This window comes from Thiothrix subterranea (genome assembly GCF_016772315.1).
GTDB lineage: Bacteria > Pseudomonadota > Gammaproteobacteria > Thiotrichales > Thiotrichaceae > Thiothrix > Thiothrix subterranea.
In genome coordinates this window covers 1,981,238-1,994,634 of record NZ_CP053482.1, presented here as the reverse complement: position 1 = coordinate 1,994,634, position 13,397 = coordinate 1,981,238, and the positions used below count along the sequence as shown (strand labels likewise).

The window sequence follows — 13,397 nt, the reverse complement described above, 5'->3', positions numbered from 1 at the left end:
TTATAGTTTCCCTTTAGCAATCAGTGGTTCGTTTTTAGTTCGCCATTTGGATTCACACTTAGGGCATCAGCCAAACTTGAGGTTTTGTTGTACGGGCATCCCCGCAGGCTGAACATCATGCTCACCACATAGCCGATTCAGAAAATCCACGAGTGACAAACCCAGTTCATACGCCATATTGCTGGGCACGGCATTGCCAATCTGCTTGTATTGCGAAGTCAACGCCCCCTTGAATTGCCAATCATCTGGGAAGGTTTGAATGCGGGCATATTCGCGCACGGTAAACGGACGGGTTTCTTCGGGGTGGCAACGTTCAGTCTGTTTTTGTGCGGGAGCGCAGGTCAATGTGAGGCAAGGTTCATCCCAGTGCATCCGCCGTGCCATGCCGATTTTGCCTCCACCGAGGTAATAACTTTGCATCATGTAGGTTTTTTGCACGTCTTCCGGCAAATCACGCCAGTAACCACCGGGGGGAACTTGTGCCATCACTGCGGCTTTTTTGGCAGGGTAGCCTTGCCCAGCGGAGGTTGGAACATGGCAAGGAAACAGTTCACCCGCTTTCAACGCATCTTTGAGCGTGTAGATTTTTTGGTAGGGACGAGGCCAGTGGAATTTGACCAACCCGGCAAGATCGTTGCGGATACCAACCAGTAGTAAGCGTTCACGTTTTTGCGGGACACGGTAGAAAATGGCTTTCATTACGTGCGGCTCAAGCAGCGTGTAGCCCAGTTCGTTGATAACGGAACGGATATTTTCCAGCGTTTTACCATCGTCATGATTGAGTAAGCCCCGCACATTTTCCGCCATGAATAGCTTGGGGTTGGTTTCTTTGATGGCGCGAGCAAACTCGAAAAACAGCGTGCCACGGGCATCTTCAAAGCCCATTTTTTTGCCTGCATAACTAAAGGCTTGGCAGGGAAAACCACCCGTTACCACGTCAATTTGGTTGTGGTACGGCGTGAAATCTAACTTGCCAATATCTCCACATTGCACGTTCCAGTGGGGACGGTTGGCCTTGAGGGTATCGCAGGCATTTTTGTCGATTTCATTCAGTAGTACGGTGTCTAGCCCGGCTTTTTCCAACCCAATCGCTAAACCACCTGCACCCGCGAACAGTTCAATGGTTTTATAGGCGTGGTCTGGGGTGATGTCGGGACGTTTGGAATCATCAAAGATGAAGCGTAATTCCTCGAATTGCCGCAACTGGTCTTTGTCATAAAAGCGGTAATTATTCATAGGGTTGCGCGTAGAGGGTAGCTTCCCGCTGTTATCCCAGCGGCGTAGCGTTTCTTTTGAGACACCTAACATATCGGCAACTTGTGCGACAGAGTACATAATTAACCTTCAACAACCTTACACATGGTTACTATTATAGGTTACATAGGGCGGACTTCTTGAGGGGGGGGGCAAATTCTGTAATGTTGTTCTTGATGGTGTTTTTTACTAAAGTTTTTGCATTTTCTCGCGTCAACATTAATTTTCACCGCCTATTGATCAAGTCTTACATTGGATGTATTGGAAGGTTGGCTTAATGCGAGTATGCCCTCATCAAGCCAATCCTCCAGTCCTGAGAATTAAGTTTTAACCCAACAATTCCTTCATAAACTGCGGTAACGCCGCGCTGCCCTGATGCACACTCGCGTTGTAATACTTGGTTGGGAATGCCAACGCTTCCGCCGCCGCTTGCCGTGCAAATTCCACCTTGCCCGCTTTCGCCGCAATCGTGCAGCTCCACCACCCTGTCGGATAGCTCACCAACTGAAACTGATGCAATTTCGTATCGCTGAAACCCGCCTGACGCATGGTATCGTGCATCGGTTTAATGATCTTTTCCGCGTGAACCAACGGCGATTCGCTTTGCTGTACCAGCAGGCCGTTTTCGCCCAGTGCACGCCAGCAGCCACGGAAGAATTCTTCGCTATACAACACTGCGCCAGGTCCCACCGGGTCAGTGCTATCCACAATCAGCACATCCAACGAACCCGGTTCGGCGTTATTGATCCACGCAATCCCGTCTTCAAACGCCAAGGTCGCACGCGGGTCATTATTGGATTCGCACAATTCGGGGAAGAACATCTCACTAACGCGGGTCACGCGCTCGTCGATGTCGATCTGAATGGCAGCTTCAACTTCGGTGTGGCGCAAGACTTCACGCAATGTGCCGCAATCACCACCGCCGATAATGCACACGCGCTTCGGGGATGGGTGGCTGAACAATACCGGATGCGCCATCATTTCGTGGTAAACGAAGTTATCGCGGGTCGTGACCATTGTGCAACCATCCAGCGTCATCAGCTTGCCGAAGGTTTTGGTGTCGTAGATTTCGAGCTTCTGGAACGGGGTTTGCTCTTCGTGAATTTTGCCCGCATCGGTTAATTCCAGCCCGAAAATCGTGCCGGAATCAGAAAGTTCAGTAAACCAGTTAGGTTGGGTTGTCATGGCAGTGCCTGTTAGTTGTTCACACAAAGGCGCTATCATGCCACAAGCGTTCAGGCGGGTGAATGACTCTTCAGTGAAACACGGGGGCTTCGCCGGAAACGCTCAAGCCTTCTGCCCAGAAAAAGCTATTGCCCTCTTCAGGGCGATTCAGCAATACCATTAATACCACCCATTTGAGGCGGTCGAGGTTAAAGTCTTCGTCTTGTAATTCCAGCACGCGGTCGAGGATTTGTTCGCGGGCTTCTGCGCTGATCACGCCAGCATTTTCTAGGAATATTAAATAGCCTTGGCATTCGCCATCCAGCCAGTAACGTTCTTGCGGGGAAAAGATGCGCGTGGTGCACGAGCGGTAGGTCACTTCCACGCGCTCTGCGTCGTCACCAAGGCTTTCCAGCCAATCGAAAGCGCGGGTAATTTCGCTATTCAGGAAACCAGCGTCTTGCAAATAACCGTGCATGGAGGCGCGGTCTTCCGGCAGGTTATCACCCATGTCGGGATAATTGTCGAAAAGGTAGAAGAGAACGTCCAGCGTATTTTCTTTCATCAGTTTCCAGTTCCTGACCCCAATCGCATGTAATGCCCACCACCACATGCTGCTACAAGGTTGTGCAGTTCAAGCATAAGGAGGATGGATGAAACCGCGTCAGCGGTCAAGCCTGTATTCAGGATAATCTGGTCTATCGGTAGTGGTTCGTAGCCCAACGCATCAAGTACTTGCGCGTATTCGGGATCAAAGGTATCGGTGTCGGGTAATTGCGCAGACAGGTTCAATACCGCTTGTCCGGGTGTTGCCGGATTAGCCTTATCTTGTTGTAACCAAACGTTTAGTTGTGGCGCAATTTCCTCCAAAATATCGTTAGCGGTCTCGACTAATTTTGCGCCTTGGCGGATCAAATGGTGGCAACCGCGTGCCAGTGGGTTGTGAATTGAGCCGGGAATGGCAAATACTTCGCGCCCTTGTTCCATCGCATGGCGGGCGGTGACGAGTGTGCCGCTTTGCAATGCCGCTTCCACAATTAATACGCCGAAACTCATGCCGCTGATAATGCGATTGCGGCGCGGGAAATGTTGCGGGTGCGCAGGAATGCCGATGGGGAATTCGGAGACGATGCAACCGTGTGCGGCGATGCGTTCCGCCAGTTTGCGATTGCGCAGTGGGTAGATAATGTCGAGACCGTTACCGACCACGGCGAGGGTATTGCCCCCTGCGTCTAACGCGGCTTCGTGGCTGTGTGCGTCAATTCCGACAGCTAGACCGCTGGTAACGGTTAAGCCATTCGTGGCGAAATGCGCGGCAAAGGCGCGGGCGTTTTCTTTGCCGCCTTGGGTCGGGTTGCGGCTGCCGACCATGCCGATTTGCGGGTCATTCAGCAAATCGGGGTTGCCGAGGGCAAACAATACCGGCGGCGCGGTGCGGATGCGTTTGAGCAAAGCGGGGTAACGGCTGTCTTCGGGCACGAGAATGTGGTGGTCAGCGGCGGCTTCCAGCCAGCGCCAATCGGGTAGCGCGGCGTCACGGTCTTGCGCACGGTAGGCGGCAATGCCTTCCTGTTTCAAACCCGCTTCCAGCAAGGCACTGTCAGACACGCGCAAGGCTTCCGCTGCCCCGCCAAAGTTTTCCACAATGCGCCGTAGGCTGCTAGGGCCCATGCCTTTGGCACGCCAGAAATGCAGACGAGCGCGAAGTTCTGAATCAGTGAGCATGAAAAAAAGATCCCGTGGTGAAGAGTCTGCATTTTCCGCCAAGCATACGCCCGCGTGCAAACAAATCCGCTGGACTGTGTTTCGCGCCTAACCTACCTTTTATCTCGTTACACCCAAGAGCAGCGCCATTGCATCTATACTGTCAGTGTCAATCAACCATAACAGTGTGAGAATTGTGGTATGCAAAAAATTATTTGGTCTTGTGGCGTTGCCTTATTTTGTCTGGCAACCAGCCTAGCAGCGGCTGTGCCGCCCCCGTCACCGCCTGCCGCCACTGCAACCACGCCACCCGCCGAGCCGGTCAATGTACTGTCTGCCGCCAAACAAGCGGGTGTGTTACGGGTAGCGATGGAACCGGATTTCCCCCCCATGTATTGGATTAACGAAGAAGGCAAGGAAGACGGTTTCGATTACCACTTGGCGTTACTGGTGGCTAAAGAGTTGGGTATTCCGACCGTGCAAGCGGTGGAAGATGATTATTCCAAGTTGCCCGGCTTGGCGGTTGAGGGTAAGGCTGACATGGTGATGGGCGGCTACATCCCCGATGATTCGATTGAGGGTATCGCTTGGTCGGATAGCTATCTGGATTTCGGGCAGTGCCTGATTGTACCGCGTGGTAGCACCATCAAAAACATTAAGCAGCTACGCGGGAAAACCATTGGCGCTTACGAAGACCCTGCTGTTATCAAGTGGATCAACGACACGATTCCCGACAAAAAAGCGTTAGTGACTTACGAAGGCGTGGGCTGGTTTCGTCATCTGGAAAAACGCGATGTCGATGCCATTATTTACGATTACCCGTTTACGGTTGAGGAAATCAAACCGTTTAGCAGCAGTTTGCAAATTGCCGCCTTTAACTTGAATGAAAGCACCTATGCCATTGGCATTAAACAGGGTAACGATGCGATGCGTACCGCCGTTAACACTGCGCTTGCGAAGATCAAAGAATCCGATGAATATGCCGAGTTGATCAAACGCTACTTGCCCTTCAAAATTTCCAATGAAGTGCCGGAAGGCAGCAATACCTACACCGTCCAACCCGGTGATTCACTTGGCAAAATTGCTGCAACAAAATTGGGTACGGCGACCGCATGGAAAACCTTGTGGGAACTCAACAAAAATCGTATTCCTAACCCTAACTTGTTAGAAACCGGCGATATATTGATTATGCCTAAAGCAGCGGAAAAGGTAACACCGTGAAAATTGACCGTTTTTGGATGATACAAATCGTCATTATCATCAGTTTATTTGCGCTGTTGATTGGCAGTTATTTGTTTTCGTTTGGCTGGTTTGCCGATAAGTCCACCAATCTTGCGGCAACCGTAGCGCCAGCGCCTGTTGAAACCGCAGAAATAGCGCCTCCTGCCCCCGCAGTCACTCCTGTAGCGGCTTCCAGCAAACCGCCTGCAACGTGTACGCTTACGGGCGAAACTTTATCCAGTGACACTATCCGTGACAGTTTAAGCAGCAGCGATGCCGTGCGCCAAGCAAGCTGTTTGGAATTTTTGCAAGCGGAAAGCCTTGCCGGTGATAAAGGCGCGGAATTATGGCTGGGGCAAGCGCACCATCAGGGTTGGGGGGTCGTGAAAAACCTTGAGGAAGCCGCCAGCCATTATCGGCAAGCGGCGAGTAGCGATGAGCTGTCAGTGCAAGATTCCGCCCAGCAATGGTTGCAGCAATTGGAACAAGAGCAGGCGGCCTCTAAGTGAATGACTCGGCTTCACGGTTGCCAATTGACGAAATTTTCCAGCAATTTCAAGCCATCATCCGCCGATTTTTCCGGGTGTGCTTGAATTGCAAACACATTGTCGTTGGCAATCGCGGAGGCGTAGCTGATGCCGTATTCGGTCGAGCCTGCAATCAAGTCCGGCGTGACTGGCTCGACATAATAGCTGTGGACGAAATAGAAGCGTGCGCCATCCGCAATGCCTTGCCATAACGGGTGTTCGACTTGATGCCAGATTTGATTCCAGCCCATTTGCGGAATCTTCAGGCGCACACCAATTTCCTGATGCACCGTGCCGAAATAGCGCACATTGCCTTCGTACAACCCTAAGCATTCGATGCCGCCGTTTTCTTCGGAATGCTGCATCAAGACCTGCATCCCCATGCAAATGCCGAGGAAGGGTTTGGTCTGGATGACTTCGCGTACCACTTCCGCCATGCCACGGGTTTCGAGTTCGCGCATACAGTCACGCGCCGCGCCTTGCCCCGGAAATACCACGCGGTCGGCTTTGAGGATCATGTCCGGGTCAGACGTAATCGCTACCGTGGCATTGCCAGCAGCAGCGTGGGAAACGGCGCGTTCCACCGAGTGCAGGTTGCCCATGTTGTAGTCGATGATGGCGATTTTTTGCATTAGCTGTTCTCTTTAAGTGCGGAGAGTCTTTAAAGCTCACCAGCTTGTTGTAAGGCTTTAACAATGATGTTCTCTCCAAGATGAACATCCGAAGCCGATAACGTCATTAATAACGGTTTGATCGCAGGCAACATACCGCGTTGCTTCGCTAACAACAGCACGCCCACACTGCCCATGACTTCTAAACCATTGGCATAGGCAACTTTTTTAGCGCGTTGGTCATCAACCAACAATAAATCAGCGGATATTTCCAGATACAAAGCCATTGCTTCGCGCTCACCCAAGCCTAAACCTTTGAGCGGATGAATCGGAAAATTTGCGGTTGAAGCCATCAATACTTTGTCTTGCAAATACAAACTGAGATTGCTGGCTTCAGGTTTACCTGCTACGCAAACTTCTTGAAAAACAGCATCCGGGACTCGCACCTGCCCAAACAATCTATCCAACAGTGACAGGCAGCCACACACGGACAACGCTACCAATGGCGAGGAATCAGCAATAACAATCATACGGGGTGTAGCCGATTAAAGCGCATCACATCCGCTTCTAAATCATCCGCATCCGTGTTAATAACAGGGATATTGTACTGTTTACACGCGGCAAAAAAGCTATAGATGTCAACCCCGGCAAATTCACAAGCAGCACCACGCGATAATTGCCCAGACTGAAACAGAAGCAATGCCGTGTACAGTTTTGCTTTTTGCGCCAGTGTCGTCGTGTCTTGTTGGGACGGAAAACAATGGTCAGGTATGTCTAATGTCAATTGCATGGTTGTGTACCTCTGCGCGAAATCATACAAATAGATGAGATGACGTTACAAACTCCCCTTGGTCGACGGCATAATCCCCGCCATGCGCGGATCAAGTTCCAACGCCATGCGCAACGCACGCCCGAAGGCTTTGAAAACGGTTTCGGCAATGTGGTGCGAATTGCGCCCTTTCAGATTGTCGATGTGCAATGACACCAGCGCGTGATTCACAAAGCCTTGGAAGAATTCGTAAAACAGATCGGTTTCAAACGCGCCAATATTGGTGCGCGGGTATTCCACCTGATGTTCCAAGCCCGGTCTGCCGGAAAAGTCGATGACCACGCGGGACAGGGCTTCATCCAACGGCACGTAAGCGTGACCGTAGCGGCGAATGCCTTTTTTGTCGCCGACTGCTTGTGTGAACGCTTGCCCCAAGGTAATGCCAATGTCTTCAACGCTGTGGTGATCGTCGATGTGGTGGTCGCCGTTGCATTCGATGTCGAGGTCGATCATGCCGTGACGCGCCACTTGATCAAGCATGTGTTCGAGAAACGGAATACCGGTCGCAAAGCGTGATTTGCCCGTGCCATCGAGGTTGATGGTAATGCGGATTTGGGTTTCGAGCGTGTTGCGTGCCACGCTGGCAGTACGTTCAGTCATAAAGAACCTGTGTAACAGTGAGTTTGCTCGGATTCTACCACAGGCAAGCCGCGCTGCTAGGCTTTAGCCGCCCGTGGCGCTCATGTGGCGAAAAATCATCGGTTGCGCCGCTTGCAGATTAAACTCATGCCCTTGCGGTTTAATAGCCATGGATTCAAGCAACGCTGCTCGCACCCGCGCATCATCGGTTGGGTTCGCCCGCAATACGCGCCGCAAATCCATCGAATGTTCCTGCCCTAAACACAGTAGCAAGCGTCCTTCTGCCGTCACGCGCACTCGGTTGCAGGTATCGCAAAAATTGTGGCTATGCGGTGAAATAAACCCCACACGGTAGGCACTGTCTTCACGGCGAAAATAGCGTGCCGGGCCGCCGGTCTGTTCTTCGATCGCATTCAAATGCAAGTGCTGTTGCAAGTCGCGCAAAATTTCATCGCTGGAATAAAACGCTTCGGCACGGTCGTGATCGCCGATAACGCCTAGGGGCATTTCTTCGATAAAGGTAATGTCCATGCCGCGCCCGTGAGCAAATTCCACCAAATCCAGCACTTCGTCGTGGTTGCGGTGTTTCAAAATGACGGCATTGAGTTTGACGCGCTGGAAACCGGCTTCTAGGGCTGCGTCGATGCCTGCCAGCACTTTATGGATGTCACCCAAGCGCGTTAAAGCGTGAAAACGGTCGGGATTTAAGGTATCGAGGCTGATATTGACGCGGGTAACGCCAGCGGCTTGCAGGTCTTTGGCGTAACGCGCCAATTGCGTGCCGTTGGTGGTCACGGTCAGATCCCGCAAGCCGTCGAGTTGCCCCAAATCTTGGAACAATTTCAAAATATTGCGGCGCACGAGGGGTTCGCCACCCGTAATCCGAATTTTATTCACCCCCAGCTCCACAAAGGCTTTGCCCAAGCGTGTCATTTCTTCTAGGGTGAGTAATTGTTCACGCGGTACGAAGGTCATGTCTTCGGACATGCAATACACGCAACGCAAATCGCAGCGATCCGTCACGGACAGCCGCACATACGTGACTTGCCGCCCGAAACGATCCACCAATTGCACAGGGTTTGCCTTCGTATCCATAATCGCCTCTCTCAACCGCATCCAAACACCTACTGTACACAGCCTACCCCGGAAAAGAAAACAACCGCAATAAGGGATTTCATACTGTGGGGTGCTGCTAATTCTTGTACGATAAGCATTGTGAAAATACAGGAAACCCCGACACATGTTGACAGTAACCTCTAAAACCCTATGGCTGGCGCTTGGCCTGATTGCCATGAGTCTCGCGGCAAGCAGCTTTGTGCTGACCGCTTGGCTGGATCTTCACCCGTGTTATTTGTGCATTTTTCAGCGGTTGTTATTTATGCTGCTGGCGGTGTTTGGGTTGCTGGCGGCGACGGGGTTTGGTGAAAAAGTATGGGGCGGGCTGGTGATTTTGCTGGCAGGCGTAGGAACTGCAACGGCAGGTTATCAGACTTGGCTGCAATTGCAGCCGCCGGGCAGCGCTTCATGCGCAGGCAGCAATCCGAATCTGATTGAGCAATTGGTGTATTTCCTCAGCGATAATATTCCCAGCTTGTTTGAAGTCAGCGGCTTATGCGAAGACGAAGAACTGGTCATTTTGGGACTTTCGCTGGCGAATTGGGCGCTGGTTTCGTTTTTGTCGGCGTTGGTTGCGGCGGTGTGGGCGTTGCGTTTGAGAAAGGTTGCTTAGGACATTCAATCCTCACTGTCGCCAAATCCGTTTGCCCGCAAGTGGGCTATCAGCCACAGACGTAAACATCCAAGTTTGCGAGAGCGGTTGGAGCGTGCCACAATGATCATGTATCTCGTTAGTGGAGAAATCTCATGCAGTTGACGCTCGATATTCCAGAAAAATTCTTTGCTTATCAAACACCAAAAGAGCTTATACGCCTACTTAAACTGAATACGGCTATTGATCTTTATCGACGTGGTAAACTATCGGCGGGTGCTGCGGCTGAATTCGTTGGCGACCTTGACCGCTACGAATTTCTCTACGAATGCCGCCAACGCGGGATTGAGCCACAAACCTACGACAATGTTGAGGAACTGCAAGCCGAAATTGATATGCTGGCAAAGGATTTGGCGTGATTATTATTGCGGACAGCTCGCCTTTAGTCGCTTTGGCACTGTGCGATTGCTTGGATGTTTTGGATTCACTATTTGGCGAAGTCCGAGTTTCACAGACTGTTTATGAAGAAGTTACTGTCGGAAATAAAGCTGGCTCAGCCAAACTTGCTAATTATTTACAAGGAAAAGTGAAAGAATCGCATCTTGATTTGCACATTATCGGTGGCGACACAATCGACAAGGGTGAATTAACCTCTATCGTATTGTACAAAAACATGAATGCTGATTATCTGTTGATTGACGAGAAAGCAGGGCGAAAAGTCGCACAAATCAACCAAGTCAAAATCATTGGCAGTCTCGGCGTTTTGATTGAAGCCAAGCGCAAAGGCATGATTCCTTCACTAAACCCTTATATTGAAATTTTGCGCAACTCCAAAACCCATTTTAGCGAAGAGTTACTGAATTACGCACTGACTGTTGTAGATGAGTAGTAATTTTTTCATAGTGACTCAAGTGGCAAATGTGCATCGACTACAATGTCGTTTCAATGCGTTTGACTTGGGAAAGACGGGCGGCATACGCCAGCACTGCCAGCAAATCCTCGCGTTCCAAGTCTTCGTAATCGTCCAGAATCTCATCGAGACTCATGCCCGCGCTGAATAGCTCCAACATGGTTTCCACGGGGTAACGTAACCCACGGATGGTGGGTTTGCCGTGGCAAATGTTAGGGTTGATGGTGATACGGTTGTGTGCATTCATTTGCTGTCCCTCAGGTGCTTTTCAAAAAGCATATCACTTGGATGTGTAACATGATGGATATAAAATACACTAACCCATCTTATCCAAACGAGTATTGTTGAATGGCACATTTGTATGAAATGCAAAATATACCTTCTGTTGACCAGTATGTCGTTGGACTCACAAAAATCCGGTCATCAATAACTGACCTGCACATCAAAGCCTTTCAAGCCCATTACCAAGCCCCCAATTATTCAGCAACAGCCAAACAGATTGCATTTTGGGCTGGCATTTCTGGCGGACACGCTCAAATCAATTTACTTTATGGTAAATTGGGGCACAGACTTTGTGACGAATTGGGTATCAAACCTGATCTGCGCCCCGATAACACTCATCGTTGGTGGTCAGTCTGGTCATCAGGATGGCAAACCCCCAAGGGATTTATCTGGAAACTTCTTCCAGCAGCAGCGGAAGCATTTGAACAATTGGGCTGGGTTGAAACGGCAGTCTTTGCTTCTACGGATGAAGTCATTTCCAATGAAATCTTACTTGAAGGTGGCTTATACCGCATAGCAGTAAACGCCTATGAACGTAACCCAAAAGCGCGTCGCCAGTGCATTGCTGCACATGGGACAACTTGCTGTCTTTGTGGCTTTAATTTCGGCAACATTTACGGCAAAGTTGCGGAAGGCTACATTCATGTTCATCATTTGCGCCCACTTGCTGAAATCAAAGCTCAGTATGGTGTCAATCCTATCAAAGACTTACGACCTGTTTGCCCCAACTGCCACGCCGTTTTGCACATGCGTAACCCCGCATATAGCATCAATGAAGTGAAAGCGATGCTAAGTCATTCAGAATCAAAAGGATAACAGAAAGCCCCACGCATCCGAGCCTACCCACAACAACTACAATTCCTCTTATACTTCTCCATCTTCCCAATCCCCGGATTAAACGTATTGGTCGGATCAAGCTTTTTGTAAAACTCCCGCAAGCCACTTTCCGCCTCATACAAATGCCCGACATTATGCTCCGCCGGATACTTCGCCCCCCGCGCATCCAGCAACGCCAACATCGCCTTTTTCACCGCATGGGCATCCGCACCCTTTTTCAAAATATAATCCTGATGGAAAACGTGGCACATAAAATGCCCGTAATACAGCGTATGTTCAATCTGGCTGCGAATGTGTTCCGGCAATACTTCCACCCAATCCGCATCATTACGCCGCAATGCAATATCCAACGCCAACATTTCCTCGCCGACCTCATCACTGAACAAAGTCTGGTAACGAATCGCCGCGCCCGCCGCCGCAAACCGCTGCAAAAACGCCTTACTCGCCTCCTGCGGCGTACACTCAAAATACGCCCCCGCATTACCCGTATCCGCAAAGAATTCCGGCAAAAACGCCTGCGCCTCGGCAATCCCGCCCTCGCTCATTTTCAAAATCAAGTGATGTTCATAACGGTCACGGAATTCCAGCAAACGATCCGGTAAATGCTGCGGAAACAAACGGCTTGCCCCCTGCATTACCCGATCACTCAAATATTTGGGCAACACCGGCAACTTGTTCAACGTCGCATCGGTACGCCCCTTGTACGCAAACAACTTCGGCATCACATCCGTCCCCAACTTTTCAATCGTCAGAAACGTATCTTTGCCATACTTTTCCGCAATATTGAAAATATCGCGGTGCATGTATTCGCCCACTTCCGGCACATTCGCAAACTGGCTGAGGATGTGGCGGCGCAAGCGCGTCAACACCTGCGGGTCATTCGTGCCGATGTAAAACGCTTGTTCCTGCTGCACCATCGGAAACGTATCCAAGCGCACCGCAAACACCGCCAATTTCCCCGCGCACCCGCTGGCTTCAAACAAACGGCTTTCATCGGCATTGAAACGCGCTGGTGTTGCCGCATCCACATCGCGCAACCGCGCCACGTAGTCGCGAGCCGATGCCAGCTTACCGCCATCATCCACCCCGTCTTTCGCAAAATTGCCAGACTCCAGCCGCGTAATCATCTCCTCAGGCGACTCACCCAAGGCAATCCCCAAATGGTTAACCATTTCCAGCTTGCCCTGTTCATTCACCTGCGCAAACAACGCCATTTCAGTGTAAGCGGGGCCACGCTTAACCAATGCCCCGCCCGAATTATTCGCCACCCCGCCGACAATCGACGCGCCCAAACAGGACGAGCCGATTACCGAATGCGGCGCACGTTTCAACGGCTTGAGCAGCTTTTCCAACTTGTGCAACGTTGCACCGGGAAAACTCAACACCTGTTCACCACCGTTCAACAGCACCAAATCGTCCATCGCCAGTGTATTGATCACCACCACTTCACGGTCGTAATCGTCCCCGCTGGGGGTCGAGCCTTCCGTCAAGCCGGTTTTCGCCGCCTGCATAATGATAATGGTGTTCGCATCCACACAAGCTTGCAGCACGCGCCACAAATGCAGCAGCGTTTGCGGAAACACCACCGCCAACGCCGTGCCACAGCCCGACCGGAAGCCGCTGCGGTAATACTCGGTTTTACGTGGATTGGTGGCAATGTTGGCTTCACCGACAATTTCGGCTAAGTGCTGCACGAGTGTATGGCTGGGCATTAAGTTTCTCCTCTCGATAGTTCTGCTTTTGGTCTTACCAAATTATCGCGAATTCAGGT

General features: G+C 51.0%; 17 protein-coding genes. 6 read left to right on the top strand and 11 right to left on the bottom strand.

Going from position 1 to position 13,397, the window contains the following annotated elements; translation table 11 throughout:
• Positions 1-66: 66 nt before the first annotated feature.
• From dcm to dprA, 4 genes are all read right to left on the bottom strand, one after another.
• Positions 67-1,335, bottom strand: a complete 1,269-nt coding sequence (gene dcm, locus HMY34_RS09800) for a DNA (cytosine-5-)-methyltransferase (protein WP_202719052.1) — start codon at positions 1,333-1,335, stop codon at positions 67-69.
• 246 nt (positions 1,336-1,581) lie between these two features.
• The gene (speE, locus tag HMY34_RS09795; RefSeq protein ID WP_202719051.1) at positions 1,582-2,439 is read right to left on the bottom strand and encodes a polyamine aminopropyltransferase; all 858 of its coding nucleotides are present in this window, start codon (positions 2,437-2,439) and stop codon (positions 1,582-1,584) included.
• Positions 2,440-2,509: 70 nt separating this feature from the next.
• Positions 2,510-2,983, bottom strand: coding sequence for a Smg family protein (locus HMY34_RS09790; protein WP_202719050.1), 474 nt, complete (start codon positions 2,981-2,983; stop codon positions 2,510-2,512).
• A complete protein-coding gene (gene dprA / locus HMY34_RS09785; protein ID WP_202719049.1) occupies positions 2,983-4,143 on the bottom strand; it encodes a DNA-processing protein DprA in 1,161 nt (386 codons plus the stop codon). Before dprA ends, HMY34_RS09790 begins: the two co-directional genes overlap by 1 nt.
• A 180-nt stretch (positions 4,144-4,323) precedes the next feature.
• On the opposite strand from dprA, the gene HMY34_RS09780 reads away from it, so the two are divergent.
• The gene (locus HMY34_RS09780) at positions 4,324-5,343 is read left to right on the top strand and encodes a transporter substrate-binding domain-containing protein (RefSeq protein ID WP_202719048.1); all 1,020 of its coding nucleotides are present in this window, start codon (positions 4,324-4,326) and stop codon (positions 5,341-5,343) included.
• The gene (locus HMY34_RS09775) at positions 5,340-5,852 is read left to right on the top strand and encodes an SEL1-like repeat protein (protein WP_202719047.1); all 513 of its coding nucleotides are present in this window, start codon (positions 5,340-5,342) and stop codon (positions 5,850-5,852) included. Before HMY34_RS09780 ends, HMY34_RS09775 begins: the two co-directional genes overlap by 4 nt.
• Positions 5,853-5,863: 11 nt before the next feature.
• On the opposite strand, the gene hisH is transcribed toward HMY34_RS09775, so the two are convergent.
• The 5 genes from hisH to moaA all read right to left on the bottom strand — a co-directional run bounded on the left by hisH (position 5,864) and on the right by moaA (position 8,984).
• A complete protein-coding gene (hisH, locus tag HMY34_RS09770) occupies positions 5,864-6,502 on the bottom strand; it encodes an imidazole glycerol phosphate synthase subunit HisH (protein ID WP_202719046.1) in 639 nt (212 codons plus the stop codon).
• Positions 6,503-6,531: 29 nt separating this feature from the next.
• Positions 6,532-7,011, bottom strand: a complete 480-nt coding sequence (locus HMY34_RS09765) for a PIN domain-containing protein (protein ID WP_202719045.1) — start codon at positions 7,009-7,011, stop codon at positions 6,532-6,534.
• Positions 7,008-7,271: a UPF0175 family protein gene (locus tag HMY34_RS09760; protein ID WP_202719044.1), complete on the bottom strand. Its 264-nt coding sequence runs from the start codon at positions 7,269-7,271 to the stop codon at positions 7,008-7,010. Before HMY34_RS09760 ends, HMY34_RS09765 begins: the two co-directional genes overlap by 4 nt.
• A 45-nt stretch (positions 7,272-7,316) precedes the next feature.
• A complete protein-coding gene (gene hisB, locus HMY34_RS09755) occupies positions 7,317-7,910 on the bottom strand; it encodes an imidazoleglycerol-phosphate dehydratase HisB (protein ID WP_202719043.1) in 594 nt (197 codons plus the stop codon).
• Positions 7,911-7,973: 63 nt separating this feature from the next.
• On the bottom strand, positions 7,974-8,984 hold the full coding sequence (gene moaA / locus HMY34_RS09750) for a GTP 3',8-cyclase MoaA (RefSeq protein WP_202719042.1): 1,011 nt from the start codon (positions 8,982-8,984) through the stop codon (positions 7,974-7,976).
• A 145-nt stretch (positions 8,985-9,129) separates the two neighbouring features.
• Between moaA and HMY34_RS09745 the strand changes: the two genes are divergently transcribed.
• The 3 genes from HMY34_RS09745 (at position 9,130) to HMY34_RS09735 (ending at position 10,486) form a co-directional block, all read left to right on the top strand.
• Complete coding sequence (locus HMY34_RS09745; RefSeq protein WP_202719041.1) at positions 9,130-9,618, top strand: disulfide bond formation protein B; 489 nt, start codon at positions 9,130-9,132, stop codon at positions 9,616-9,618.
• Between the two features lie 134 nt (positions 9,619-9,752).
• Positions 9,753-10,016, top strand: coding sequence for a UPF0175 family protein (locus HMY34_RS09740; protein ID WP_202719040.1), 264 nt, complete (start codon positions 9,753-9,755; stop codon positions 10,014-10,016).
• The gene (locus tag HMY34_RS09735) at positions 10,013-10,486 is read left to right on the top strand and encodes a PIN domain-containing protein (RefSeq protein WP_202719039.1); all 474 of its coding nucleotides are present in this window, start codon (positions 10,013-10,015) and stop codon (positions 10,484-10,486) included. The genes HMY34_RS09740 and HMY34_RS09735 overlap by 4 nt, the downstream gene beginning before the upstream one ends.
• Positions 10,487-10,526: 40 nt before the next feature.
• On the opposite strand, the gene HMY34_RS09730 is transcribed toward HMY34_RS09735, so the two are convergent.
• Positions 10,527-10,754: a DUF433 domain-containing protein gene (locus HMY34_RS09730; RefSeq protein ID WP_202719038.1), complete on the bottom strand. Its 228-nt coding sequence runs from the start codon at positions 10,752-10,754 to the stop codon at positions 10,527-10,529.
• Positions 10,755-10,855: 101 nt separating this feature from the next.
• Here HMY34_RS09730 and HMY34_RS09725 point away from each other — a divergent pair, with 101 nt between their 5' ends.
• Entirely contained in the window at positions 10,856-11,605 is a 750-nt protein-coding gene (locus HMY34_RS09725; RefSeq protein ID WP_202719037.1) for an HNH endonuclease, read from the top strand.
• 23 nt (positions 11,606-11,628) lie between these two features.
• Here the strand turns inward: HMY34_RS09725 and dld are convergent, their stop codons facing one another.
• Positions 11,629-13,338: a D-lactate dehydrogenase gene (dld, locus tag HMY34_RS09720; RefSeq protein WP_202719036.1), complete on the bottom strand. Its 1,710-nt coding sequence runs from the start codon at positions 13,336-13,338 to the stop codon at positions 11,629-11,631.
• Positions 13,339-13,397: the final 59 nt, after the last annotated feature.

Coding starts and splice junctions, on each gene's coding strand:
- HMY34_RS09760 (WP_202719044.1), bottom strand. CDS start 7,271: ATGCAATTGACATTAGACATACCTGACCATTGTTTTCCGTCCCAACAA.
- speE (WP_202719051.1), bottom strand. CDS start 2,439: ATGACAACCCAACCTAACTGGTTTACTGAACTTTCTGATTCCGGCACG.
- dprA (WP_202719049.1), bottom strand. CDS start 4,143: ATGCTCACTGATTCAGAACTTCGCGCTCGTCTGCATTTCTGGCGTGCC.
- HMY34_RS09745 (WP_202719041.1), top strand. CDS start 9,130: ATGTTGACAGTAACCTCTAAAACCCTATGGCTGGCGCTTGGCCTGATT.
- HMY34_RS09730 (WP_202719038.1), bottom strand. CDS start 10,754: ATGAATGCACACAACCGTATCACCATCAACCCTAACATTTGCCACGGC.
- dld (WP_202719036.1), bottom strand. CDS start 13,338: ATGCCCAGCCATACACTCGTGCAGCACTTAGCCGAAATTGTCGGTGAA.
- dcm (WP_202719052.1), bottom strand. CDS start 1,335: ATGTACTCTGTCGCACAAGTTGCCGATATGTTAGGTGTCTCAAAAGAA.
- moaA (WP_202719042.1), bottom strand. CDS start 8,984: ATGGATACGAAGGCAAACCCTGTGCAATTGGTGGATCGTTTCGGGCGG.
- HMY34_RS09790 (WP_202719050.1), bottom strand. CDS start 2,983: ATGAAAGAAAATACGCTGGACGTTCTCTTCTACCTTTTCGACAATTAT.
- HMY34_RS09780 (WP_202719048.1), top strand. CDS start 4,324: ATGCAAAAAATTATTTGGTCTTGTGGCGTTGCCTTATTTTGTCTGGCA.
- HMY34_RS09725 (WP_202719037.1), top strand. CDS start 10,856: ATGGCACATTTGTATGAAATGCAAAATATACCTTCTGTTGACCAGTAT.
- hisH (WP_202719046.1), bottom strand. CDS start 6,502: ATGCAAAAAATCGCCATCATCGACTACAACATGGGCAACCTGCACTCG.
- HMY34_RS09765 (WP_202719045.1), bottom strand. CDS start 7,011: ATGATTGTTATTGCTGATTCCTCGCCATTGGTAGCGTTGTCCGTGTGT.
- HMY34_RS09740 (WP_202719040.1), top strand. CDS start 9,753: ATGCAGTTGACGCTCGATATTCCAGAAAAATTCTTTGCTTATCAAACA.
- hisB (WP_202719043.1), bottom strand. CDS start 7,910: ATGACTGAACGTACTGCCAGCGTGGCACGCAACACGCTCGAAACCCAA.